This window comes from Salipiger sp. CCB-MM3, from assembly GCF_001687105.1.
Classification (GTDB): Bacteria; Pseudomonadota; Alphaproteobacteria; order Rhodobacterales; family Rhodobacteraceae; genus Salipiger.
Genome location: NZ_CP014595.1, coordinates 2,025,449 through 2,047,833, shown reverse-complemented (window position 1 = coordinate 2,047,833; position 22,385 = coordinate 2,025,449). Strand labels below are relative to the sequence as shown.

General features: G+C 65.6%; 23 protein-coding genes and 2 tRNA genes. 13 read left to right on the top strand and 12 right to left on the bottom strand.

What is annotated here, in order from left to right; all coding sequences use genetic code 11:
• Positions 1-34 precede the first annotated feature (34 nt).
• Complete coding sequence (locus AYJ57_RS09970) at positions 35-1,519, top strand: O-antigen ligase family protein (RefSeq protein WP_066104412.1); 1,485 nt, start codon at positions 35-37, stop codon at positions 1,517-1,519.
• Positions 1,520-1,606: 87 nt separating this feature from the next.
• Here AYJ57_RS09970 and AYJ57_RS09965 read toward each other — a convergent pair.
• Both AYJ57_RS09965 and AYJ57_RS09960 read right to left on the bottom strand, forming a co-directional pair.
• A tRNA-Lys gene (locus AYJ57_RS09965) sits at positions 1,607-1,682 on the bottom strand.
• Positions 1,683-1,704: 22 nt separating this feature from the next.
• Positions 1,705-1,780: transfer RNA gene (locus AYJ57_RS09960), tRNA-Lys, on the bottom strand.
• A 217-nt stretch (positions 1,781-1,997) separates the two neighbouring features.
• On the opposite strand from AYJ57_RS09960, the gene dapF reads away from it, so the two are divergent.
• The 4 genes from dapF to AYJ57_RS09940 are packed head-to-tail and all read left to right on the top strand — an operon-like array spanning position 1,998 to position 5,453.
• On the top strand, positions 1,998-2,834 hold the full coding sequence (gene dapF / locus AYJ57_RS09955) for a diaminopimelate epimerase (RefSeq protein ID WP_066104407.1): 837 nt from the start codon (positions 1,998-2,000) through the stop codon (positions 2,832-2,834).
• Positions 2,831-4,090 carry a tRNA (N(6)-L-threonylcarbamoyladenosine(37)-C(2))-methylthiotransferase MtaB gene (gene mtaB, locus AYJ57_RS09950; protein WP_066104404.1) on the top strand — a complete coding sequence of 420 codons (1,260 nt, stop codon included), beginning with the start codon at positions 2,831-2,833 and terminating at the stop codon, positions 4,088-4,090. The genes dapF and mtaB overlap by 4 nt, the downstream gene beginning before the upstream one ends.
• A 4-nt stretch (positions 4,091-4,094) precedes the next feature.
• Positions 4,095-4,721, top strand: coding sequence for an FMN-binding negative transcriptional regulator (locus AYJ57_RS09945; protein WP_066104401.1), 627 nt, complete (start codon positions 4,095-4,097; stop codon positions 4,719-4,721).
• A 39-nt stretch (positions 4,722-4,760) separates the two neighbouring features.
• Positions 4,761-5,453, top strand: a complete 693-nt coding sequence (locus AYJ57_RS09940) for a CDP-alcohol phosphatidyltransferase family protein (protein ID WP_066106938.1) — start codon at positions 4,761-4,763, stop codon at positions 5,451-5,453.
• 86 nt (positions 5,454-5,539) lie between these two features.
• Here AYJ57_RS09940 and AYJ57_RS09935 read toward each other — a convergent pair whose 3' ends face one another.
• A complete protein-coding gene (locus AYJ57_RS09935; RefSeq protein ID WP_066104398.1) occupies positions 5,540-6,349 on the bottom strand; it encodes an ABC transporter permease in 810 nt (269 codons plus the stop codon).
• Between the two features lie 123 nt (positions 6,350-6,472).
• Between AYJ57_RS09935 and AYJ57_RS09930 the strand changes: the two genes are divergently transcribed.
• The 3 genes from AYJ57_RS09930 (at position 6,473) to rimO (ending at position 10,622) form a co-directional block, all read left to right on the top strand.
• Positions 6,473-7,084 (top strand): GcrA family cell cycle regulator, encoded by a 612-nt coding sequence (locus AYJ57_RS09930; protein ID WP_066104395.1) that lies wholly within the window; start codon positions 6,473-6,475, stop codon positions 7,082-7,084.
• 181 nt (positions 7,085-7,265) lie between these two features.
• Positions 7,266-9,047, top strand: coding sequence for an SLC13 family permease (locus AYJ57_RS09925; RefSeq protein ID WP_066104392.1), 1,782 nt, complete (start codon positions 7,266-7,268; stop codon positions 9,045-9,047).
• 201 nt (positions 9,048-9,248) lie between these two features.
• Positions 9,249-10,622, top strand: a complete 1,374-nt coding sequence (gene rimO / locus AYJ57_RS09920) for a 30S ribosomal protein S12 methylthiotransferase RimO (protein ID WP_066104390.1) — start codon at positions 9,249-9,251, stop codon at positions 10,620-10,622.
• A 389-nt stretch (positions 10,623-11,011) separates the two neighbouring features.
• Here the strand turns inward: rimO and AYJ57_RS09915 are convergent, their stop codons facing one another.
• Positions 11,012-11,866 (bottom strand): helix-turn-helix transcriptional regulator, encoded by an 855-nt coding sequence (locus AYJ57_RS09915; protein WP_066104387.1) that lies wholly within the window; start codon positions 11,864-11,866, stop codon positions 11,012-11,014.
• Positions 11,867-12,013: 147 nt separating this feature from the next.
• On the opposite strand from AYJ57_RS09915, the gene AYJ57_RS09910 reads away from it, so the two are divergent.
• Positions 12,014-12,607 carry a thymidine kinase gene (locus AYJ57_RS09910; RefSeq protein WP_066104384.1) on the top strand — a complete coding sequence of 198 codons (594 nt, stop codon included), beginning with the start codon at positions 12,014-12,016 and terminating at the stop codon, positions 12,605-12,607.
• A 56-nt stretch (positions 12,608-12,663) separates the two neighbouring features.
• Here the strand turns inward: AYJ57_RS09910 and AYJ57_RS09905 are convergent, their stop codons facing one another.
• The 4 genes from AYJ57_RS09905 to AYJ57_RS09890 all read right to left on the bottom strand — a co-directional run bounded on the left by AYJ57_RS09905 (position 12,664) and on the right by AYJ57_RS09890 (position 15,160).
• Positions 12,664-13,617 (bottom strand): 2-hydroxyacid dehydrogenase, encoded by a 954-nt coding sequence (locus AYJ57_RS09905; protein WP_066104381.1) that lies wholly within the window; start codon positions 13,615-13,617, stop codon positions 12,664-12,666.
• On the bottom strand, positions 13,614-13,952 hold the full coding sequence (locus AYJ57_RS09900) for a tRNA-binding protein (protein WP_066104378.1): 339 nt from the start codon (positions 13,950-13,952) through the stop codon (positions 13,614-13,616). The genes AYJ57_RS09905 and AYJ57_RS09900 overlap by 4 nt, the downstream gene beginning before the upstream one ends.
• Entirely contained in the window at positions 13,945-14,760 is an 816-nt protein-coding gene (gene proC, locus AYJ57_RS09895) for a pyrroline-5-carboxylate reductase (RefSeq protein ID WP_066104375.1), read from the bottom strand. Before proC ends, AYJ57_RS09900 begins: the two co-directional genes overlap by 8 nt.
• A 175-nt stretch (positions 14,761-14,935) precedes the next feature.
• Positions 14,936-15,160: a YdcH family protein gene (locus tag AYJ57_RS09890; RefSeq protein ID WP_066104372.1), complete on the bottom strand. Its 225-nt coding sequence runs from the start codon at positions 15,158-15,160 to the stop codon at positions 14,936-14,938.
• Between the two features lie 170 nt (positions 15,161-15,330).
• Here AYJ57_RS09890 and AYJ57_RS09885 point away from each other — a divergent pair, with 170 nt between their 5' ends.
• Genes AYJ57_RS09885 through AYJ57_RS09875 form a run of 3 tightly spaced genes read left to right on the top strand, consistent with a single transcriptional unit; the run spans position 15,331 to position 16,880 of the window.
• A complete protein-coding gene (locus AYJ57_RS09885) occupies positions 15,331-15,741 on the top strand; it encodes an Hsp20 family protein (RefSeq protein ID WP_066104369.1) in 411 nt (136 codons plus the stop codon).
• A 3-nt stretch (positions 15,742-15,744) separates the two neighbouring features.
• Entirely contained in the window at positions 15,745-15,972 is a 228-nt protein-coding gene (locus AYJ57_RS09880) for a DUF1150 family protein (protein ID WP_066104366.1), read from the top strand.
• A 26-nt stretch (positions 15,973-15,998) separates the two neighbouring features.
• Complete coding sequence (locus AYJ57_RS09875; RefSeq protein WP_083191203.1) at positions 15,999-16,880, top strand: PhzF family phenazine biosynthesis protein; 882 nt, start codon at positions 15,999-16,001, stop codon at positions 16,878-16,880.
• A 10-nt stretch (positions 16,881-16,890) separates the two neighbouring features.
• Here AYJ57_RS09875 and AYJ57_RS09870 read toward each other — a convergent pair whose 3' ends face one another.
• From AYJ57_RS09870 to trxB, 4 genes are all read right to left on the bottom strand, one after another.
• On the bottom strand, positions 16,891-17,802 hold the full coding sequence (locus AYJ57_RS09870) for an autotransporter domain-containing protein (protein WP_066104363.1): 912 nt from the start codon (positions 17,800-17,802) through the stop codon (positions 16,891-16,893).
• Positions 17,803-18,050: 248 nt separating this feature from the next.
• The gene (locus AYJ57_RS09865; protein WP_066104361.1) at positions 18,051-19,769 is read right to left on the bottom strand and encodes a bifunctional sulfate adenylyltransferase/adenylylsulfate kinase; all 1,719 of its coding nucleotides are present in this window, start codon (positions 19,767-19,769) and stop codon (positions 18,051-18,053) included.
• 174 nt (positions 19,770-19,943) lie between these two features.
• Positions 19,944-20,390: a hypothetical protein gene (locus AYJ57_RS09860; protein WP_157374042.1), complete on the bottom strand. Its 447-nt coding sequence runs from the start codon at positions 20,388-20,390 to the stop codon at positions 19,944-19,946.
• Positions 20,391-20,659: 269 nt separating this feature from the next.
• Positions 20,660-21,679 carry a thioredoxin-disulfide reductase gene (gene trxB, locus AYJ57_RS09855; RefSeq protein WP_066104356.1) on the bottom strand — a complete coding sequence of 340 codons (1,020 nt, stop codon included), beginning with the start codon at positions 21,677-21,679 and terminating at the stop codon, positions 20,660-20,662.
• Positions 21,680-21,871: 192 nt separating this feature from the next.
• Between trxB and AYJ57_RS09850 the strand changes: the two genes are divergently transcribed.
• Positions 21,872-22,372, top strand: a complete 501-nt coding sequence (locus tag AYJ57_RS09850; protein ID WP_066104353.1) for an Lrp/AsnC family transcriptional regulator — start codon at positions 21,872-21,874, stop codon at positions 22,370-22,372.
• Positions 22,373-22,385 lie beyond the last annotated feature (13 nt).

The following is a 22,385-nucleotide window of genomic DNA, read 5'->3' as shown; positions in this document are numbered from 1 at the left end:
ACCCCGCAGCGCCAGCCACGAAGGGAGCACAGCCATGAGCGACACGCTGCTGCCGCCCCCCCGCAATGGCATCGATTGGCGCGGAATGTTCAGCGTTCTCGGCGCGGGGCTCATGGCCCTCGCTGTGTCATACGTCCTGGCCAGCCGCTCGCTGACACTGCTGATGATCGCCCCGGTCGCCCTGCTGATTTTCGCCGTCGGCATCCGCTATCCGATGATGGCGCTGGCCGGGCTGATCGCAATGATCATGTCGAACCTTTCGGACAATCTGATCGAGTTCTACGGGTTGCCCTCGCTGGCGAAGATCACCGCGCCGGGCCTCTTCGTGCTGCTGGCGGCGCGCTACGCGGTCTACAAGGACAAGCCCTATGTGCCGATGGTCGCCGTCACCTTCCTTTGCATCATCTTTGCGCTGAAACTGATCAGCGCGACCTATGCCCTGCGCTGGGGCGTGAGCGTCGATCTGTCGAAGGACTTCATCAAGGAGGCGGCGGTGGCCATCCTCGCGCTGGCCTTCATGAACCACAAGCGCGGCTTTGAAACGGTGGCGCTGTCGGCGACCATTCCGATCGCCATCATCTGTACGCTTGGTGTGTACCAGCTCGTCTTCGGCGCGTCGCCGTCGGGTTTTTCTGGGTTCTCGCGCTTCACCGAAAGCTCGAGCCGATTCTCCGGTATGCTGCTCGACCCCAATTTCTTTGCGGCGATCGTGGTGTTCACCGTGCCCTTGGGCCTCTTCCAATTCTTGAACGCGCGCAATCCGCTCACCATGGTGCTTTGGGCCTTGGTGGTCGCGGCGATGATCGCCGGGCTGCTCGCCACGCAGTCACGCGGCTCGCTGATCGGCCTCATGCTGGGGCTGATCGTCTTGGCGACTAGTTTCACGCGGCGACAGCTCTTTGTCGCATGTATTGTCATGGTTCTGGTCGTGGTGCTCGCCGGGGTCATAGCCAGTGATGAGCTGATCGAGCGTTTCTCCAGCATCTTCAGCACCGCCGCTGCTGGCGAGGCGCAGGACGCCAGCACCGAGGGCCGATTGGCCAGTTGGTCGGTTGCCTACAACGTGTTCAACGAACATCCGTGGTTTGGCGTTGGTGTCGGAAATTTCGAGGCGCACTATCAGAACGGCGCGCTTGAGGCCGGGCTGATCTTCCGCGGCGAAGGCCGGGCGACTCACAGCCTCTATCTGGAGTTTCTCACCGAACAGGGAATCGTCGGCCTGCTGGTGTTCCTTGGCTTTGCTGCCTTCGGAGCGGTCAACTTCTTCCGCAGCGCGGCACTGGCCCGAAGCTGTGGCGACGAGCTGATGGCGCGACGTCTGATCGCCTATTGCGGCGCCTTCGTCGGTTACCTCGCGGCGATGACCTTCTTGCAGGATTCGATTCCCCGCTTCCTATGGTTCGTCACCTCTCTGGCGGTCGAATCCTACATGATCACGCGCTGCATCTACGCCGATCACCCGGCCCTGCGCTTTCGCAGTCGCCGCGTCCCCCGGCCACAGCCGGTTGCGGTCAACTGAGGCGCTAAGCTGAGCCTGAAAAAGCAATGCGCCGGCCCGTTTCGGGGCCGGCGCATTTTGCGTCCGATGTCTCGGAAGGAGTTCCAGTGGTGAGCCGTGCAGGATTCGAACCTGCGACCCACTGATTAAAAGTCAGTTGCTCTACCAACTGAGCTAACGGCCCACTCTGCAGGAATTTTGACACATGGTGAGCCGTGCAGGATTCGAACCTGCGACCCACTGATTAAAAGTCAGTTGCTCTACCAACTGAGCTAACGGCCCACTATGTGTGGGGCGGCTTCTAGAAAGTGTGGCCGGGAGGGTCAAGCGGTAAAATGAAAAATCTGTCCAACTTGTTTCGCACCCCGATCCCGCTGCCTGTCCGCCGGGCTCTGACGGGCCGGGTTGCCCGCTTTCCGATCCGACCTCTGTGCAAGGCTGCATCCCGCCCTGCAACACAGGCTGGAAACGTTTGGTCAACGCGCGTATATGCGCGCGGATGAAACACGCGCCCACATATCACCTGCCCTTCATGAAGATGCACGGGCTTGGCAACGACTTCGTCGTGCTCGACGGTCGGGCGCGTGACGTCGCCATGACCCCTGCCCTCGCCATGGCCATCGCCGACCGCCACCGCGGCGTCGGCTTCGACCAGCTGACGGTGATCTCCAAGACCGACGCCGGGGATGCGCATCTGACCTTCTACAACGCCGACGGCTCCACCGCCGGGGCCTGCGGCAACGCCACGCGCTGCATCGCGCGCTTCCTGATCGACGAGACCGGCAAGGACGCCCTGACGCTCACCACCGAGCGCGGCGTGCTACTGGCGCGCGATGCCGGCAACGGGCTGACCTCGGTCAACATGGGCCAGCCGCAGCTGCGCTGGGACGAGGTGCCGCTGGCGCACGAGATGGACACGCTGGAACTGCCGATCGACGGCAGCCCCACCGCCACCGGCATGGGCAACCCGCATTGCACCTTCTTCGTCGAGGACGCCGAGGCGGTGGATCTGGACAACTTCGGCCCCGCGCATGAGCATCACCCGCTCTATCCGCAGCGCACCAATGTGCAGGTCGCCAGCCTCATCGGCCCCGATCACCTGCGCATGCGCGTCTGGGAGCGCGGCGTGGGCCTCACGCTGGCCTCGGGCTCGTCCTCCTGCGCCACCGCCGTCGCCGCCGCGCGCCGCGGCCTGACCGGGCGGCGCGTGACCATCGAGCTTGATGGCGGCCCGCTGCAGATCGACTGGCGCGAGGATGGCGTCTGGATGACCGGCGGCACAGCGCATGTGTTCGACGGCAATTTCACCCATGATTGGCTCGAGGCGGTGTCATGACCAGCGCGCCCAAATTCACCACCCTCGGCTGCCGCCTCAACGCCTATGAAACCGAGGCGATGAAGGATCTGGCGTCTCAGGCCGGTATGGAAAACGCGGTGATCGTGAACACCTGCGCCGTGACCTCCGAGGCCGTGCGCAAGGCCCGTCAGGAGATTCGCCGCCTGCGCCGCGAGAACCCCGACGCCAAGGTCATCGTCACCGGCTGCGCCGCGCAGATCGACCCCGACAGCTTTGCCGCGATGACCGAGGTCGACGCGGTGGTCGGCAATACCGAAAAGATGGCGCCCGAGACATGGTCGCGCCTGTCCAGCGGCTTCATCGGCGAGACCGAGCGCGTCATGGTCAACGACATCATGTCGGTGACCGAGACCGCGGGCCATCTGATCGACGGTTTCGGCACCCGGTCGCGCGCCTATGTGCAGGTGCAGAACGGCTGCGATCACCGCTGCACCTTCTGCATCATCCCCTACGGCCGCGGCAATTCGCGCTCAGTGCCCGCAGGCGTGGTGGTCGACCAGATCAAGCGGCTGGTGCAGCAGGGCTATAACGAGGTGGTGCTGACCGGGGTGGACCTCACCTCTTGGGGCGCCGACCTGCCGGGCACGCCGCGGCTTGGCGATCTCGTCATGCGCATCCTGAAGCTGGTGCCGGACCTGCCGCGCCTGCGCATCTCGTCGATCGATTCCATCGAGGCGGACGAGAACCTGATGCAGGCCATCGCCACCGAGACGCGTCTGATGCCCCACCTGCATCTGTCGCTGCAGCACGGCGATGATCTGATCCTCAAGCGGATGAAGCGCCGCCACCTGCGCGACGATGCCATCCGCTTCTGCGAGGAAGCACGCAAGCTCCGCCCCGAGATGACCTTTGGTGCCGACATCATCGCTGGCTTCCCGACCGAGACCGAAGAGCATTTCGCCAACTCGCTGAAGCTGGTCGAAGAGTGCGACCTCACGTGGCTGCACGTCTTCCCCTACTCGTCGCGCCCCGGCACCCCTGCCGCGCGCATCCCGAGCAAGGTGAACGGCAACGACATCAAGGCCCGCGCCGCGCGCCTGCGTGCCGCCGGGGATGCCGCCGTGCAGCGCCATCTGGCCGCGCAGCCGGGCCGCACGCATCAGGTGCTGATGGAGAGCCCCGAGATGGGCCGCACCGAGCAGTTCACCGAGGTGCTCTTCGACACGCCGCAGACGGAAGGCGCGATCGTCACCGCGACGATCACCGGCATCCGCGGCACGCAGCTGACGGCCTGAGGCCATGCATCCGAACCCGACCTTCCGCCGGACCGAGCTTGCCCGCAGTCTCGATCTCGTGCGCGCGCGCTCCTTCGGCACGCTGGCGGTCAGCGCCGAGGGCGCGCCGCTGCTGTCGCATGTGCCCTTCCTGCTGTCGGAAGATGCCAGCTATGCCGATCTGCACCTCGTGCGCTCGAACCCGATCTGCCGCGCCGCCCGCGACGGCCTTCCCGCACGGCTCGCGGTGAATGGCGCCGACGGCTACGTCTCGCCCGACTGGTACGGCGATCCCGGACAGGTGCCGACGTGGAACTATGTGGCGGTGCATCTGACCGGCACGCTCGAGCCGCTGCCACACGCGCAGATCGACCCGCTGCTGGCCGAGCAGAGCGCCGCCTTCGAGGCCCGCCTTACCCCCAAGACCCCTTGGACCATGGACAAGATGGACCCGGAGGTCCGGGCCAAGCTGCAGCGTATGATCCTGCCGTTCCGGCTGCGCATCGACGAGATCGACAGCACGTGGAAGCTCTCGCAGAACAAGACCGCTGAAATGCGCGAGAGCGCCGGGGAAAAGCTGCAGAGCGGCTTTGGGATGGACCTGGGCACGCTGGCCACGCTAATGAAGGATCCGCCAGCCGACGAGGCGTGACGATTGCGCGGCGGTCTCATTTCCGCCAAGACGGGCGGCATGACACTTCAAGCCCGTGCCCTCATCGTTCACCTGCTCACCGCAACCGGTGCCGTTTTTGCCATGCTGGCCATGCTGGCCGCCGCGCAGGAGGACTGGTCGATCATGTTCCTGTGGCTGGTGGTCGCTTTCGCCGTGGATGGCGTCGACGGCCCGCTGGCCCGCAAATACGACGTCAAGGTCAACTCACCGCGCTTCGACGGCGTGCTGCTCGACCTGATCATCGACTATCTGACCTATGTGTTCATCCCCGCCTTTGCCCTCTTCAACTCGGGGCTGCTGCCGGGCTGGACAGGCTGGTTCGCGATCATTGTCATCACCTTCGCCTCGGCGATGTATTTCGCCGACAGCCGGATGAAGACCACCGACAACTCGTTCCAAGGCTTTCCCGGCTGCTGGAACATGCTGGTGCTTGTGCTCTTTGCGCTGAAGCCGGATTTCTGGGTGATCCTGACGCTGGTGGCGGTGCTGTCGGTGGCGATGTTCCTGCCGCTGAAGTTCATCCACCCGGTGCGCACCGTGCGCTGGCGGCCGTTCTCGCTGCCCATGGCGCTGATCTGGACCGGCTGTGCGGGCTGGGCGGCCTGGACCAACTTCCACGCCGGAAGCTGGGCGCATTGGGGTCTGGTGATCACCTCGGTCTATCTGATCTTCGCGGGCATCGCCCAGCAGGTGATTCCCCAGCGCCGCTGATCCGAACCCGCAGCACCCAACGAAAAACGCCGGCCCCCGCAAAGAGGCCGGCGTTTTCTTTCGGGGGCGGTCCGGGGCTTGCCCGCTCAGGCCTTGAGCCGCCAGCCGGTGCGGAAGAGCCCCCAAGCGCCGAGACAGACCACCGCAGTCGCCACAATCGAGACCACGGCCCCCAGCGCCGGGTCCGCGTCCGACACCCCCAGCACGCCATAGCGGGCGCCGTCGATCAGATAGAACACCGGGTTGAACTGGGTGATCTCGTACAGCAGTGGCGGCAAAGCCTCGCGCGAGTAGAACGTGCCCGACAGGAACGCCAAAGGCGTCACGATGAAATTGGTGATCGCCGCCATCTGGTCGAACTTATTGGCGAACAGCCCCGCAACGATGCCCACGGACGACAGGAACGCCCCGCCCAGCAGCACAAAGCCCAGCACGATCAGCGGATGCGCGGGCACCAGCCCGGTCGTCGCCCAGAGCCCGAGCAGGATGGCGCAGGCCACCACCAGCCCGCGCGTGATGCCGCCCGCGAGGTAGCCGATCACCAGTTCGAACGGCGCCAGCGGCGGCATCAGCGTGTCGACGATGTTGCCCTGCACCTTCGAGATCACGATCGACGAGGAGGTGTTGGCAAAGGCGTTTTGGATCACCGTCATCATCAGGATGCCGGGGGCGATGAACTGGGTGAAGGGCACGCCCATCACCTCGCCGCGCGTCGGACCTATCGCAATGGTGAAGATCACCAGAAACAGACCGGCGGTGACCAGTGGCGCCAGCAGCGTCTGCGTCCAGACCGCAAGAAATCTTTGGGTTTCCCGGCGGCACAGAGTGGCGAGGCCGAGCCAGTTCACCGCGCCGAAACGCCGGGCGCCGGGCTCAAAGCGGGCTTGGCTGTCCATGAGGTCTCCTTTCCGTTTGGGTCCGGCTTGTAACTCGCCATACGATGACTACAATAGGGCCCCTGATGGAATTTTCAGGCGGCCCTTGATCACGGGCCGCTTTTTCTCAAGCAAGGATCGGACATGTCCTGGACGGATGAGCGCGTCGAGCTTCTCAAGAAGATGTGGGCCGAGGGCCAGTCGGCCAGCCAGATCGCCAAGGAACTTGGCGGCGTCACCCGCAATGCGGTGATCGGCAAGGTGCACCGGCTGGGCCTCTCGAACCGCACCGCCCCTGCTGGCGGCGCGTCGGCCCCTGCTGCGCCCGCAGCCCCGGCCAAGGAAGCCAAGCCCGCAGCAAAGGAAAGCAGGGCCAAACCCGCACCCAAGCCGGAACCCGCGGCAGCGCCCGAGCCCGCCGCGCGCGAGGCGGCCCCGGTGCCCGAAACCCGCCCGGCGCCCGTCGGCCCGTCGCGCAAGCCGATCGTGCCGGCCGGCCAGCCGCTGCCGCCGCAGCCCTCGGCCAATGAGATCAGCCCCGAGGCTCTGGCCAAGGTCAGCGAGGTCGAGAAGAAGGCCAAGAAGCTGTCGCTGATGGACCTGACCGAGCGCACCTGCAAATGGCCGGTGGGCGATCCGGCAACCGAGGACTTCTGGTTCTGCGGCCTGCCGGTGCAGCAGGGCAAACCCTATTGCGAGGCGCATGTGGGCGTGGCCTTCCAGCCGATGTCCTCGCGCCGCGACCGCCGCCGCTGAGCCGCGCATCGCCAAGCATTCTGAAACCGCCCGCGGCTCCGGCCCGGGCGGTTTTTTCATGCCTGCATCGTTGTCCCTGCCCGCCCGCGCGGAAGCTGCGCCGATTTTCGCCCGTTCCGCAGGGGGTTGCGCAACCTTGCCGTGACCTCCAGCGTTGTGCCCAAGCAATGGGTGAACACGCATGACCGAACTTCAGACCCTCATCGGGGGCTATGCCGCGCTGCTGTCTCTGGCGTTGATCGTCGGCCTCTTCGTGCTGTTCATGCTCGAGATCTACCCACCCGAAGTGCCCGCAGCGGGCCTCGCCGCGCTCTTCGTGGCCTTGGGGTTCGTCTCGACCGACGAGCTGCTCTCGGTGTTCTCGAACCCCGCCCCGCTGACCATCGGAGCGATGTTCGTGCTGTCGGGCGCGTTGGTGCGCACCGGGGTGCTCGAAGCGATCTCCAACATGGTGATCACCCAAGCCAAGGAAAAGCCTGCGCTGGCGCTGGTGGTGATCCTTGGGGTGACGCTTCTGGCTTCGGGCTTCGTCAACAACACGCCCGTCGTTCTGGTGCTGATCCCGGTGGTGATCCGGCTCGCCGCGGCGCTCGGCAAGGCGCCGACCCGGCTGCTGATCCCGCTGAGCTATGTGGCCATCCTCGGCGGCACCTGCACGCTGATCGGCACCTCGACCAACCTGCTGGTCGACGGCGTCGCCCGCGGTCAGGGGCTGGAGCCTTTCGGCATCTTCGAGATCACCCCCATCGGCCTTCTGGTGGCGCTGGCGGGCGGCGGCACTCTGGCCCTGCTCGGCCCGTGGCTGCTGCCCAACCGGCAGGCCAGCGATCCCGACCAGATGCTCGGCGAGACAACGTTTCTGTCGGAGGCCGTGCTCACCGACGACAGCCTCGACGGCACGCCGCTCTCCGAGATCGCCCCGTTCAAACGCGGCGGCGTCAGGGTGATCGGCCTGCGCCGCAAAGGCCGCGCCCTGCCTGCCCCGATTGAGGAGCAAGAGCTCGAGAAGGGCGACACGGTGATCTTCCGCGCGCCCACCTCCGAACTTCTGACGCTGCATGACGATCCGGCCCTGAAGATCGGTCTGCGCCGCGGCGAGCCCCCAGAGGGCGAGCTTGTGACCGTCGAAGTGGTGGTCTCGCCGCGCAAATCGAGCCTTGGCCGCAGCCTGGGCAGCATGTCGCTGGGGCGGCGCTTTGGCGTGCGGGTGCTGGGCGCGCACCGGCACGAACACAACCCCGGCCCCGACCTCGGCTCGGTGCGGCTGCGTCCCGCCGACAAGCTGCTGCTCGAAGGCCCGCCCACGGCGTTCCAGACGCTTGAGGATGAGGCGCAGCTGGTCTCCGTCAGCCGCCCCACCGGGCGCGCCTTCCGCCGCGGCCGCGCGCCGCTGGTGCTGGCTGCGCTGGCCGCCGTCGTGCTGCTTGCGGCCTTCGGCGTGATGGAGATCGCCACGCTCTCGCTACTCGCGGTCGCCGCCATTCTCATGCTGCGCTGCATCGACGCCGACGAGGCATGGGGTGCGGTCGATGGCGCGATCCTCGTGCTGATCTTCGCCATGCTGGTGGTCGGGCTGGGCCTGCAGAACACCGGCGCGATGGATCTGCTCGTTGGCTGGCTGGCGCCGCCGATCTCTGGAATGCCGCCCTTCCTCGCGCTGCTCTCGGTCTATCTGCTGGCCTCGCTGCTGACCGAGACCGTGACCAACAACGCCGTCGCCGTGGTCTTCACCCCCATTGCCATCGGGCTCGCCCAGAGCACCGGGCTCGATCCGCGCGCGCTGACCGCTGCGGTGATGTTCGGCGCCTCGGCCAGTTTCGCCACGCCAATCGGCTATCAGACCAACACGCTGGTCTATGGCGCGGGCAATTACCGATTCTCCGATTTCCTGAAGATCGGGCTGGCGATGAACCTCGTGGCGGCGCTTGCCGCCTGCGCCGGCATCCTCTGGCTCTATGGCTGACCCGGCCTAAGGGGGCGCTGCCCCCTCGGCGCTGCCGCGCCTCACCCCCCTTGCGTATTTGAAAAGAGAAGAAGAACTGGGACCCTCCATGGCTTCTTCTCTTTCCAAATACGCAGGGCGCGCCCGCCCCATGCGCGCGGCGCCGCAGAATGAAGCGCCACGGTGCCAAGCGCCCTTTCCCGGAGCCAAGAGAGCGCGTATATGCCGCCCATGCAGAATCCGCCCGATCTTCGCCCCGACCTTGCCCGCGCCCGCGTCACGGAAACCCGCCGCGATGGCCAGCCGACCATCGGCATGGTCTCGCTTGGCTGCCCCAAGGCGCTGGTCGACAGCGAGCGCATCCTCACCCGGCTGCGCGCCGAGGGCTATGGCATCTCGCCCGACTATTCCGGCGCCGATGCGGTGATCGTGAACACCTGCGGCTTTCTCGACAGCGCCAAGGCCGAGAGCCTCGAGGCGATCGGCGAAGCGCTGAAGGAGAACGGCCGGGTCATCGTCACCGGCTGTCTCGGTGCCGAGCCCGAGTATATCACCGGCGCCCATCCCAAGGTTCTGGCGGTCACCGGCCCGCATCAATACGAGCAGGTGCTCGACGCGGTGCATGGCGCCGTGCCGCCCTCCCCCGATCCTTTTGTCGATCTGCTGCCCGGCTCGGGCGTGAAGCTCACGCCGCGCCACTACAGCTATCTGAAGATCTCGGAAGGCTGTAACCACAAGTGCAAGTTCTGCATCATCCCCGACATGCGCGGCCTGCTGACCTCGCGCCCGCAGCGCGCGGTGCTGCGCGAGGCCGAAAAGCTGGTCGAGGCGGGGGTGAAGGAACTGCTGGTGATCAGTCAGGACACCTCGGCCTATGGCACCGACTGGAAGGACCGCGACGAGAAATTCCCGATCCTGTCGCTGGCGCGTGAGCTGGGACAGTTCGGCGCATGGGTGCGGATGCATTACGTCTATCCCTACCCGCACGTGCGTGAGCTTATCCCAGCGATGGCCGAGGGGCTGGTGCTGCCCTATCTCGACATCCCGTTCCAGCATGCCCACCCCGACACGCTGAAGCGCATGGCGCGCCCCGCCGCCGCCGCGCGCACGCTCGACGAGATCGCCGCCTGGCGCGCCGATTGCCCGGACATCACCCTGCGCTCGACCTTCATCGTCGGCTACCCCGGCGAGACCGAAGACGAGTTCCAGACGCTGCTCGATTGGATGGACGAGGCGCAGCTCGACCGGGTTGGCTGCTTCAAATACGAGAACGTCGAGGGTGCGCGCTCGAACGCGCTGCCGGACCATGTGCCCGAGGAGGTCAAGCAGGACCGCTGGGAGCGCTTCATGGAGAAGGCGCAGGCGATCTCTGAGGCCAAGCTCGAAGCCAAGGTCGGTCAGACCCTGCAGGTTCTGGTGGATGAGGTCGACGAGGATGCCGCCACCTGCCGCACCAAGGCCGATGCGCCGGAGATCGACGGCAACCTGTTCATCGACGAGGGCTTCGAACACCTCAAGCCCGGCGACATGGTCACCGTCGAGGTGGATGAAGCGGGCGAATACGATCTCTGGGGCCGTTTGATCGAATCGAACTGAGCCCATCCCGCCAGCAGGCCGCGGCAATGCCCGCGGCAAACTGGCACTTTTGACAGGTTCTGACACAAATCGCGCCAGCGCCGGGCCCCTTTGGGGCCCGTTTTATTGCGCCAGCGCAATCCGTTGCGCGCATCAGCCGTGCTATCCTTCTGTCATTGGGCCAATGGAGGAGGGGCTCGGAGATTTTCTGGTTCCAGCGGCACTGGCCGCGCCGGGAGGCGGCGACAATTTCGGTCGGCTTGCGACCGCATCCCTGCGTGATCACCCTTTATCTCTTCGGAGACAGTTGATTTTGCTTTTGGATTTCATCACGGCGCGATGCTCCCGGTCTTCCGGGAGCATTTATTTTGGCGCTCCCGCTCGGCCGTGGCTGAGCCACGACCAGAGCGCTAGAAGACGCAGCGCGCCGCTTCTGGCCCCGAGGGGTCGAGGCCCGGCTGCAGCGGGTCGGGCAGCACGCCAAGCGACATCGCCAGCGCTGCAAGCTCTGCACGCGATGTCATGCCGGTGCGCGCGCAGAGCGCCTGCAGCCGCTGCCGCACCGCCGAGACAGATATCTCGAGCACCCCCGCGATGTCCTTGTCGTGCAGACCCGATCCGATCAGCCCCAGCAATTCCATCTGCTTTTCGGTGACCTGTCGGCGCAGCGGAAACTCGCGGGCAAAGCAGGCCGCGAACCTCTGGTGGCCCAGCAACGCGGCGGTGCTGAGCGTCCAGCCATGGGCGTGAAGGATCGCCAGCATCTCGCGCCGCGAATGATCCCCCGCAAAGCTGAGCATCCCGGCGCGCGGCGGCGTGCCCTGGCGCAGCGGAAAGGCTACGCCCGCCCGCATCCGGCGCCGCGCCGCCTCGCGCAGCACCTCAATCCTGCGCTCGGGCAGAACGCGGTATTCCGAAAGGAACTCCAGCCCAATGGTGATCGGCGTCAGATGCGCGGCGGCGTGACCGCGCAGATAGGACCAGCGGCCGATCTCCACATCGCTGCCAAAGGCCTCGAGCCAGCCGGTGTCATGCGAGCTTCGGACAAAGAGCGGGCGGCGGCACGCGCTCTGCAGGCTAGAGGTGATCAGATCGACGAAGGGCAGATCGAGGGTCCGGCCAAGCCGGACGATCAGCTGCCAGACCTGTTCGGTCGTCTCGGTCATCTCCAGTTCGGTCAGGAACCATTGCAGCAGGTCCGGGACATGCCGCTCAGCCTCCAGCATGGGCCGCCGCGGTGCGGGGCCCTCTCCCGCATGCCACATCACTCAACCTCCCGATCATGACCCCGGCAACAGGACCCCCATCTTCGGACAAGACCCTCGGTTTGGCAAATTTTTCGCGCAACACTTCCGCTCCGGCGCGCGTGGTCAGGCTTGCGAAGCGCGCGCGGCTGCGGCAGGACAGCGCGCATGGCCAAGCTGCATTTTCACTATTCGACCATGAACGCCGGCAAATCGACCCTGCTTCTGCAAGCGGCGCACAACTATCGCGAACGCGGCATGGAGGTCTTCCTTCTGACCGCAAAGCTCGACACGCGCGCCGGGCAGGGCCGCATCGGCTCGCGCATCGGGCTGGGACAAGAGGCCGAGACCTTCGCCGCCGAGGACGATCTTTTTGCGATGATCGCCGCCGCACGAGAGGCGACGCCGCTGGCCTGCATCTTCATCGACGAGGCGCAGTTCCTCACCGAAGAGCAGGTCTGGCAATTGGCGCGAGTGGTCGACGACCTGAAGCTGCCGGTGATGGCCTATGGCCTGCGGGTGGATTTCCGCGGCAAGCTGTTTCCGGGCTCGGCGGCGCTGCTGGCGCTGGCCGATACGCTGCGCGAGGTGCGCACCATCTGCCATTGCGGGCGCAAGGCGACGATGGTGGTGCGGCAGGATGGTGACGGCAATGTGCTGACCGACGGCGCGCAGGTGCAGATCGGCGGCAATGAATCCTACGTCTCGCTGTGCCGCAAGCACTGGCGCGACGCGATGGGCGACCACGCCGCGCAGGGCTGAGTTCCGCGGGCGCCGCGCGCCCGCAGAGAGCTGAAGACGGAGAGCTGAAGACTGGCTCAGACCGGGTTCGGCACCGCTTCGCCCGCGAAGAAAGCACGCAGGTTGGCCACCGCCATACGGCCCATCTCCTCGCGCACTTCCAGCGCCGCCGTGCCCAGATGCGGCAGCAGCACCGTGTTGTCGAGCAGGCGCAGCGCCTCGGGCACCTGCGGTTCATGCTCGTAGACGTCGAGCCCCGCGCCGCCGATCTGGCCTGCCTCCAGCGCCGCGATCAGCGCCGCCTCATCGACCACGTCGCCGCGCGAGATGTTGATGAAATGCGCATGCGGCTTCATCGCCGCCAGAACGTCGGCATTCACCGTGTGCCGCGTCGCCGCGCCGCCCGGCAGAGCGGTGACGAGGATGTCGACATTGGCCGCCAGCTCCTCGGGCGTCTCGTAGCGCGTCGCCGGATGGGCGAGGCTCTTCTCGGACCGGCTCATATAGGCCACCGGCATGCCGAAGCCGAAATGGCAGCGCCGCGCGATGGCCTGACCGATGCGCCCCATGCCGAGGATGCCGACGGTCTTGCCGGTCATATGCAGCCCCAGCATCTGCACCGGGTGCCAGCCCTGCCAGCTGCCCATGCGCACCATGCGTTCGCCCTCGGCGGCGCGGCGGCAGGACATAAGCATCAGCGTCATGGCGATATCGGCGGTGGCGTCGGTCACCGCGCCCGGAGTGTTGGTCACCGTGACCCCGGCGTTGCGCGCCACCTCCACGTCGATGTGATTGAAGCCCACGCCGAAGTTGGCGAGGATCTTTGCGCGCGGCACACCGGCGGCGGCGAAGACTTCGGCGTTATACTGGTCGCCGAGCGTCATCAGCACGCCGTCGTAGTCCGCCAGCGAGGCCAGCAACTCGTCACGGCTCATCGGATCGGGCCGGTCGCGGTAGGTCACGTCAAAGCTGTCGCGGGCCTCGGCAACAACGCTGTCGGGCAGGTTTCGGGCGATCAGGATCTTGGTCAATGCAGGCGTCCTCCCAGCGGTACACTCTTGTCAGGGGTGGCAAGCACCACCGCGCCCGCCTCGTCGGAGAAACCTAGAACGAGAACTTCCGACATGAAGGGGCCGATCTGACGTGGCGGGAAATTCACCACCGCCATCACCTCTTTGCCCAGCAGGTCCTCGGGCGCGTAATGCACGGTGATCTGCGCCGAGCTTTTCTTCTCGCCGATCTCCGGGCCGAAATCGATCCAGAGCTTGATCGCAGGCTTGCGCGCCTCGGGGAAGGGTTCCGCGCGGACAACTTTGCCCGCGCGGATGTCGACCTTGAGAAAGTCGTCGTAACTGATCTCAGCCATTGGCCAGTTCTTCCGAGCGGCGCACCGCTGCGCCGACCGTGGCGCGGATCAGCGGCGGAAGGCCCTTCTGCTCGTCCATCAGCACCTCGAGCCCGGCCTGCGTGGTGCCATTGGGCGAGGTGACGTTCTTGCGCAGCTGTGCCGGATCGTCGTCGGCCTGCATCGCCAGCGCACCGGCACCCGCCACCGTGGCCTTGGCCAGCTGCATGGCCAGCTCGGGCGCCAGCCCCTCGGCCTCCCCCGCCTTCGCAAGGCATTCGATCATGTGGAACACATAGGCCGGGCCCGAGCCGCTGACGCCGGTCACCGCGTCCATCTGGCCCTCGCCTTCGAGACGCACGACCTCACCCACCGCCGAAAGCAGCTCTTCGGCCATGGCCATATTCGCCTCGCTGGCGTTGGTGTTGCCGGCGAGCGCGGTGATGCCCTGCCCCACCGCAGCGGGCGTGTTAGGCATGGCGCGGATCACCGGCGTCTTCTCGCCCAGCATCGTCTCGTAGGTGGCAATGGTGACGCCCGCGGCGACCGACAGGAACACCGTCGAGCCGTTGCCCAGCTTGGCCAGTACCGGCAGCGCATCGGCCATCATCTGCGGCTTGACCGCCACCAGCACAATCGCCGGGCTTTCGGGCAGGTCTTCGTTGATATGCACGCCCTGCGCCTGCAGCCAGTCCGAGGGGCGCGGATCGTTGACCCAGACCGAGCCCGCCGGCAGACCGCGCTTCAGCCAGCCCTCCAGCATGGCCGATCCCATCTTGCCACAGCCCAGCAGCACGAGCCCGCGCTGCGCCAGTTCACCGTCCGTCATCCGATCCTCCTGTCGACGTTCGCGCAAGTGATACGCGCGCCCCGAAAAGGGTGCAACGGCCCGCCTCCCGGCAAGTCCTTCCTCTTGGCGAAAATATCCCGGGGGAGCAGCGCGCAGCGCGGCGGGGGCAGCGCCCCCATCCTGCCTCGCCGCCCATCTGCCTCGGCCAGAGGCCTCAGGCGATGATATCGGGCGTCAGCCGGTCCTCGATCATCGCGATCTTGTCCTTGAGGAAGAGCTTCTTCTTCTTCAGCCGCTGCAGCGTCAGCTGGTCGGCTGTGCCGCGCTCCTGCAGGGCGCGGATCGCCTCGTCGAGGTCGCGGTGCTCGTGGCGGAAGACTTCAAGCTCCACCCGCAGCACCTCTTCGGTCTTCATCGAGATGTCTTGCGGCGCGTTCATGGCTGTCCATCCTTGGAACTCACGGGAAGCATTACGATACCAAGACTTGCCGCGCCCGCAAAGCCCTTGCAAGGGTCTTGCGCTGCCCGGCGCGGCTTCCCATATTCCATGGTGTCGGGTTGCCGCTCACGGGGCCCGGCGGACGGTCGCTTCCCTGTCAAGGACATGTCATGAGCAAACTGACCCTGGGTTCCTATCCGCATATGCTCGGCTTCGAGCAACTCGAGCGCCTGCTCGAGCGCACAGCCAAGTCGAGCGAAGGTTACCCCCCTTTCAACATCGAACAGACGTCGGATCACTCCTACCGGATCACGCTGGCCGTGGCCGGGTTTTCAGAGGCCGATCTCGCCATCACCGTCGAGGACCGCCAGTTGGTGATCCGCGGACGGCAGCGCGACGACGGGTCCGACCGGATCTTCCTGCACCGCGGCATCGCGGCGCGGCAGTTCCAGCGCAGCTTCGTGCTGGCCGATGGTGTCGAGGTGGGCGAGGCGGTCATGGAGAACGGTCTGCTGCACGTAGACCTGACCATGTCCCGTCCAGAGACGGTGGTGCAGACCATCAATATCAGAAAGGGTTGAGCCATGAACACGAAGTACGACTTCCCCGAATTTGACGCCGAGCGCATCGTCTATGTCCGCTCCGTCGAGGTGAGCGAACTGCCCGAGGACGTGCAGGAACAGGTCGGTGACACCACCCGCCTCTATGCGGTGCACCGCGCCGATGGCGAGCGGCTGGCACTGGTCCGTGACCGCGGCATGGCCTTCGCGCTGGCCCGGCAGAATGACCTCGCCCCCGTCACCGTCCATTAAATTGGCCACTCAGCTTGGATGAGCCCTTGAGCACGCTGCCGCTGGACTGGGTCGACGCCTTCACCGATCGCCCGTTCGGCGGTAACGGCTGCGCGGTGCTGCATGGTGGCGCGGCGCTGGACGACGAGACCTGCAAGCGCGTGGTGCGCGAGACCTCGCTGGTCGAATGCACCTTCACCGGCCCCTCGGATGTGGCCGATGTGCGGGTGCGCTACTTCCTCGCCAGCGGCGAGATTCCCTTCGCCGGACATCCCACCGTGGCCACCGTCGCCGCGCTGCTGCATCGTGGGCTGGTGAGCGGCGATCGTCTGACGCTGGAGACGCTTGCCGGGGTGATCCCGATCGAGATCGACCGCTTGGTCTCCCCTCCCCGCATCGTGATGACCCAGATCGCGCCCACCTTCGGGGCCAGCCCCGACAAGGCGCTGGTGGCCGACGCGGTCTCGCTGTCCCCGTCGGATATCCTCGGGCAGCCGCAGGTGGTCTCCACCGGGCTGCCCTTCTGCATCACCGTGCTGAAGGACCGCGACGCGCTGGAGCGGGCGCGCCTCGACACGGAGGCGCTTGCAAGGCTGGCGCAGGCCACCGGCGGGCGCATGGACCTTGCCGAGCCCTTCCTTGTCACCTTGGAGGGCGCCACCGAGGCGGGCGATACCTTCTCGCGCCTGCTGCTCGCTCCGCCAAGCCCGCCCGAAGACCCGTTCACCGGCTCGGCCACCGGCGCCATGGCGTGCTACCTCTGGTCCAAGGGGCTCATCGACGCGCCGCGCTTTATCGCCGAGCAGGGCCATGGCATGGGGCGGCCCGGTCAGGCGCAGGTCGAGGTGCTTGGCCCGCCCGACGCCATCACCGGCGTGCGCGTGGCCGGACAGGCGCATGTGCTCATCTCGGGCGAGATACACCTTTAGGCCACGACCCTCAGAAACGGATGCTGTAATTGGTGCTCAGCACCAGCGGCTGCACCGGATCGAACACCTGCGTGCCATTGAGGTTGAGCGTGAAGCTGCGCTTCTTGTGGGTCCAGCTGAGACCCGTTTTCAGGCTGGGCGTCTCGTAGTCGCCGGAACTGCCGTCATCCACCCACGCGCCATAGCTGTAGCCCAGTTCGAAATAGGGGCGGAAGTTCCGCTCCAGCCGGAGCGTCGCGCGGGTGCGCAATGTCGCGGTGAGCTTGCCGATCTGCCAGCCCGAGACATCTCCGACCCCGCTGCTGGCCTGCCGCGACAGTGACAGCCCCGCAGTGCCCGACAGATCGAGCTTGCGCAGCTTGTAGGCCCCGTTGGCATCCAGCCCCGCCGCCGTCCGCCACGCCGCCCGCGGCGTGCTGCCGAGCCGGTAGTCGGGCCGAGCCAGCGCCGCCCATGCCTTGAACCCCAGATTGTCATTCAGCTTGGTCTGCAGATAGGGCGCGAAGCTGAGCGTGCGCGAGCGTATCTCCCGCCCGGTATCAAGTTCTGCCACGCCGTAGCCGGTGGCAAAGCCCAGCCGGGTGCGCACCCCCAGCGGCTTTTCGAACCCCAGCAGCATGTCGAATTTCCGCCCTCTGGTATCGCCGTGATACTCACGCGCCTCGAACGCCCACCACATGCGCGGGGCGCGGCTGCTGGCAGGCGTCGCCAGAAAGAATCCCTTGTCGGTCAACCGCACCTGACCGTAGCCCGTGGTCGCATGGCCCAGCACGCTGTTGAACGCCCCGACCGAGGCATTCAGCGTGGTCGACACGCCGCTGCGGTAGGCAGAGCGCAACGCATCCTCCGCCCGCACCGGCAGCGCCGGGAGCAGGCAGATCAGCAGCAGCGCCAGCGCGCGCAGGATCGAGGCGGTCTTCATGGCGGTCTCCGGCGGCAGACTTCCGGGCGACATGGTTCCGGGTGACGTTTCTGATCCGAACGCCTGTGTGGGGCGCCGGGGCGAGGTCTTCGATTCTGGTGGTTGGATCCGAAATAATCGCCCTGCCACACCGCATCAAACCCCTGCTGGCGCGGAGCTCCTCAAATCTACGAGAGAGACGCAGCGTTACCGCACTCGCGGGGCACGCCCGCGACTTTTGAGGCCATCTGCGCGGCGCGACGCCCGCTTCAGTGCCCGGCGATCAGCCCCATTGCCTCAAGTTTCAGCACGACCTGATGGGCGCAATTGTCGACATCCGTGCCTTCGGTCTCGACCCGCAACTCGGGGTTCGCGGGCACGTCATAGGGGTCGGAGATGCCGGTGAATTCCTTGATCTTGCCCTCACGCGCCATTTTGTAGAGCCCCTTGCGGTCGCGCCGCTCGCATTCTTCGAGCGCGGTCGCCACATGCACTTCGACGAAGGCACCATATTCCTCGATCCCCTCGCGGACCTTGCGCCGGGTGGTGGCATAGGGGGCGATCGGAGCGCAGATCGCGATGCCGCCGTTCTTGGTGATCTCCGAGGCGACATAGCCGATGCGCAGGATGTTGAGATCGCGGTGCTCTTTCGAGAAACCCAACTCGGAGCTGAGGTTCTTGCGCACGATGTCCCCATCAAGCAGCGTGACCGGGCGGCCGCCCATCTCCATCAGCTTGGTCATCAGCGCGTTGGCGATGGTCGATTTGCCCGAGCCGGAGAAGCCGGTGAAAAACACCGTGAACCCCTGTTTCGAGCGTGGCGGCTTGGTCTTGCGCAGCTCCGAGACCACCTCGGGGAAGGAGAACCAATCGGGGATCTCCAGACCTTCAGACAACCGCCGCCGCAGTTCGGTGCCCGAGATGTTGAGGATGGTCACCGTCTCCTTGTCGGCGATCTCGTCGTTAGGCTCGTATTGCGCGCGCTCCTGCACGTAGACCATGTGTTTGAACGGCACCATTTCGATGCCCATCTCCGCCTCATGCTCTTTGAACAGGTCCTGCGCCTCATAGGGCCCATAGAAGTCCTCTCCGGCGCTGTTCTTGCCCGGCCCCGCGTGATCGCGCCCGACGATGAAATGCGTACAGCCATGGTTCTTGCGGATGAGCCCGTGCCAAAGCGCCTCGCGCGGGCCCGCCATACGCATGGCCAGCGGCAGCAACGACATGGTGGTGGTGGAAGCGGGGTATTTGTCGAGCACCGCCTCATAACAGCGCACACGGGTAAAATGGTCGACATCGCCGGGCTTCGTCATGCCGACGACCGGGTGCAGCAGAAGGTTCGCTTCGGACTCGCGCGCAGCACGGAAGGTCAGTTCCTGATGCGCGCGGTGCAGCGGGTTGCGGGTCTGAAACGCCACCACCTTGCGCCAGCCGAGCTTGCGGAAATAGGCGCGCAACTCGTTCGGCGTGTCGCGCCGGGCGCGGAAATCATAGTGCACGGGCTGCTGGATGCCGGTGATCGGCCCGCCAAGATAGACCTCCCCCGCCGAATTGTGCAGGTAGTTCACCGCCGGATGCGCGTCATCGTCGGCCCCAAAGACCATCTGCGCTTCCTTGGCCTTGTCCGGCACCCATTTGTCGGTGACGGTCATGGTGGCAAGGATCACCCCCTCTTGGTCGCGCAGCGCGATATCTTGGTCCAGTTCGATACTGTCGGCGAACGCCGCCTTCACATCGAGGGTGATCGGCATCGGCCAGAGCGCCCCATCGGCAAGCCGCATGTTCTCGACCACACCATCGTAGTCCTCCTCCCCCAAAAACCCCTTGAGCGGGTAGAAGCCGCCGTTCATCAGAAGTTCGAGGTCGCAGATTTGCCGGGGGCTCAGATCGAGGCTGACAAGCTCCGCCGCCTCGAATTTCATCTTCTGCGCGCTGTCGTAAGAGACATAGAGCTCCGGAATAGGAGCGAGGTTTTTGGACATGGTCATGTAAAAATCTCTTGTATCAATAATGGCAAACGGATGCCGGTACGGGCAATGACCTTAGTGAAAGCCCTGCCCGCAAAAATTTCAACTCTCGCTTGAAGTTGGCGCGCGTTAATGCGGCGCCAGAGCCGAAGCTGCCTCTGCGGCAGGCGCAGTGCGGGCCTGCCTGACCAGCGCTCAGCGCCTTGCAGATGCGCCGCGGCGGCGCAGCAGAACGCCCCCGCCAAGAAGCAGCCCGGCAAAAACCGGCAGCGCGGGCGGCAATGGCACCGGCGACGGCATCTGCGCCGAGACGGTGAACTGCGCAGAGCCCAGCCCCGCCCAGACGCTGAGCGGGTCCACGGTCAGGCTGAACTCATACGCTCCCGGGTCCAGATCCGCCTCGTAGACGCCGTGAAACGGGCCGATGTCGGACGTATAGGTCCAGTCCAGCACCGCACCTCCGGTGCCGGTCAGGCCAAAGCTGGCGTTGGGCCACAGCTTGTCGCGCACCGAGATCGTCACTTCGCTGGGATCGGAAAGCAGCAGCGACCAACTGTCGCCGCCGCCCGGCAGGATCAGGTCAATGGTGTCGCCCGTCCCGTACCACGCGAAGAGGTAGGACGAGCTACCATCAGGCGCCACAGTGACCGCCGAAGCGATGGACGGGCCGACAAGCAACGCCGCAAAAGCAGCGAGCCGAACACAAAACAATCTCAACATTTGCACGCCTTACACAGGGCTACGCGAAACAATCCCTGCGAGATCGCATCCCGCACGGATCGCCCATAAGGCGTTCACATGATTAAGAAATCGTAAATCTTAAGTACAAAAAACCCGAAGCCCTATATCCGAGGGCTTCGGGTCTCAGTCATTCATGCCGCCGCCGGGCTCACCAGCGGCGCTGTCTCGGCTCAGTTGCCGGTCGCAGCCGCCGCTTCGCCCTGCGGCGCGCCATGGCCGAGCGGCTCGGTGGTGTCCTTGCCCGCCTCGAGGCCCTGCTCTGCCAGCCAACGCTCTGCTTCCAGCGCAGCCATGCAGCCCATGCCCGCCGAGGTCACGGCCTGGCGGTACTTATGGTCGGTCAGATCGCCCGCAGCAAAGACACCGGGGATCGAGGTTTCGGTGGTGCCCGGCTTGGTCACCACATAGCCGCCCATGTGGGTCTCGAGCTGGTCTTTCACCAGTTCCGACGCGGGCGCGTGGCCAATGGCGACAAAGACGCCCTTCGCCGGGATCTCGGTGATCTCGCCGTTCCGCACGTCTTTCACCTTCACGCCGGTCACGCCCTTGGGCATGTCGTCGCCGACCACCTCTTCGAGCTGGTGGTGCCAGAGCGTTTCGATCTTGGGGTGCGCGAAAAGGCGCTCTTGCAGGATCTTCTCGGCGCGCAGCGTATCGCGACGGTGAACCAGCGTCACCTTGGAGGCGAAGTTGGTCAGGAACAGCGCCTCTTCCACGGCAGTGTTGCCGCCGCCGATCACCACGATCTCCTGCCCGCGGTAGAAGAAACCGTCACAGGTGGCACAGGCCGAAACGCCGAAGCCCTTGAACTCTTCCTCGGTGGGCAGGCCCAGCCATTTGGCGCGGGCCCCGGTGGCGAGGATCACCGCGTCGGCGGTGTAGGTGGTGCCACTGTCGCCATGCGCCACGAAGGGCCGCTTGTCGAGTTCGAGCTTCGAGATAATGTCGCCCTCGATCTCGCAGCCCATGGCGCGCGCATGCGCTTCCATCTTCACCATCAGTTCGGGGCCTTGAATCTCGGTCTCGCCGGGCCAGTTCTCAACCTCGGTGGTGGTGGTCAACTGGCCGCCGGGTTCAAGCCCCTGCAGCAGCAGCGGCGAGAGCATCGCCCGCGCCGCGTAGACGCCTGCGGTGTAACCGGCCGGACCGGAGCCGATGATCAGAAGCCGTGTGTGGCGGGTGTCGGACATGTCGTGCCTCTCGCGAGCTATGGCATTTGCTTTGCGAAGTGCATATAGCCACGCGCGGCGGCGACGCAAACCCCGTGCCGACTGGATCCCCAACCGATTTCCGCACCGTTAAGAATCTTTCAAGAATATGAAAGATTATTGCGCTGGATATCTGGTTGCTATAATATTCGCGAAAAGCTTCAAGGAAGACGCATGCCCGCCCACAGGCTCGACCCCATCGACCGGAAGATTCTGGCAGAACTGCAGGCCGATGGCCGCATGACCAATGTCGAACTTGCCCGCCGCGTGGGCATCTCCGCCCCGCCCTGCCTGCGCCGTGTGCGCACGCTCGAGGAGCAGGGCTTCATCAAGGGCTACCACGCCGAGGTTGATTCCCGCGAACTGGGCTTCGAAGTGCAGGTCTTTGCCAGCGTCGGGCTGCAAAGTCAGGCCGAGGCCGATCTGCGCGCCTTCGAGGATCGCTGCCGCAACTGGCCGCTGGTGCGCGAGTGCCACATGCTCAATGGCGAGGTGGACTTCATCCTCAAATGCGTGGCGCCCGATCTTTCGACCTTTCAGGCCTTCCTGACCGAGGATCTGCTGACCGCTCCGAATGTGGGTTCGGTGAAGACCTCGCTGGTCATCCGCTGCGCCAAGGATGAGCCGGGCGTGCCCTTCGACGTGCTCGAAGAGCGGCTGAGCCGGACCGCCTAATCGGCGGACCGGC

Bases quoted from the DNA above. Each gene is read 5' to 3' on its own strand.
- rimO (WP_066104390.1), top strand. From the start codon at position 9,249: ATGCCGCCCATGCAGAATCCGCCCGATCTTCGCCCCGACCTTGCCCGC.
- AYJ57_RS09915 (WP_066104387.1), bottom strand. From the start codon at position 11,866: ATGTGGCATGCGGGAGAGGGCCCCGCACCGCGGCGGCCCATGCTGGAG.
- AYJ57_RS09930 (WP_066104395.1), top strand. From the start codon at position 6,473: ATGTCCTGGACGGATGAGCGCGTCGAGCTTCTCAAGAAGATGTGGGCC.
- AYJ57_RS09970 (WP_066104412.1), top strand. From the start codon at position 35: ATGAGCGACACGCTGCTGCCGCCCCCCCGCAATGGCATCGATTGGCGC.
- AYJ57_RS09850 (WP_066104353.1), top strand. From the start codon at position 21,872: ATGCCCGCCCACAGGCTCGACCCCATCGACCGGAAGATTCTGGCAGAA.
- AYJ57_RS09935 (WP_066104398.1), bottom strand. From the start codon at position 6,349: ATGGACAGCCAAGCCCGCTTTGAGCCCGGCGCCCGGCGTTTCGGCGCG.
- AYJ57_RS09900 (WP_066104378.1), bottom strand. From the start codon at position 13,952: ATGGCTGAGATCAGTTACGACGACTTTCTCAAGGTCGACATCCGCGCG.
- AYJ57_RS09865 (WP_066104361.1), bottom strand. From the start codon at position 19,769: ATGACCATGTCCAAAAACCTCGCTCCTATTCCGGAGCTCTATGTCTCT.
- AYJ57_RS09880 (WP_066104366.1), top strand. From the start codon at position 15,745: ATGAACACGAAGTACGACTTCCCCGAATTTGACGCCGAGCGCATCGTC.
- AYJ57_RS09925 (WP_066104392.1), top strand. From the start codon at position 7,266: ATGACCGAACTTCAGACCCTCATCGGGGGCTATGCCGCGCTGCTGTCT.
- AYJ57_RS09945 (WP_066104401.1), top strand. From the start codon at position 4,095: ATGCATCCGAACCCGACCTTCCGCCGGACCGAGCTTGCCCGCAGTCTC.
- proC (WP_066104375.1), bottom strand. From the start codon at position 14,760: ATGACGGACGGTGAACTGGCGCAGCGCGGGCTCGTGCTGCTGGGCTGT.
- AYJ57_RS09885 (WP_066104369.1), top strand. From the start codon at position 15,331: ATGAGCAAACTGACCCTGGGTTCCTATCCGCATATGCTCGGCTTCGAG.
- AYJ57_RS09890 (WP_066104372.1), bottom strand. From the start codon at position 15,160: ATGAACGCGCCGCAAGACATCTCGATGAAGACCGAAGAGGTGCTGCGG.
- AYJ57_RS09910 (WP_066104384.1), top strand. From the start codon at position 12,014: ATGGCCAAGCTGCATTTTCACTATTCGACCATGAACGCCGGCAAATCG.
- trxB (WP_066104356.1), bottom strand. From the start codon at position 21,679: ATGTCCGACACCCGCCACACACGGCTTCTGATCATCGGCTCCGGTCCG.
- mtaB (WP_066104404.1), top strand. From the start codon at position 2,831: ATGACCAGCGCGCCCAAATTCACCACCCTCGGCTGCCGCCTCAACGCC.
- AYJ57_RS09870 (WP_066104363.1), bottom strand. From the start codon at position 17,802: ATGAAGACCGCCTCGATCCTGCGCGCGCTGGCGCTGCTGCTGATCTGC.
- dapF (WP_066104407.1), top strand. From the start codon at position 1,998: ATGAAACACGCGCCCACATATCACCTGCCCTTCATGAAGATGCACGGG.
- AYJ57_RS09940 (WP_066106938.1), top strand. From the start codon at position 4,761: ATGACACTTCAAGCCCGTGCCCTCATCGTTCACCTGCTCACCGCAACC.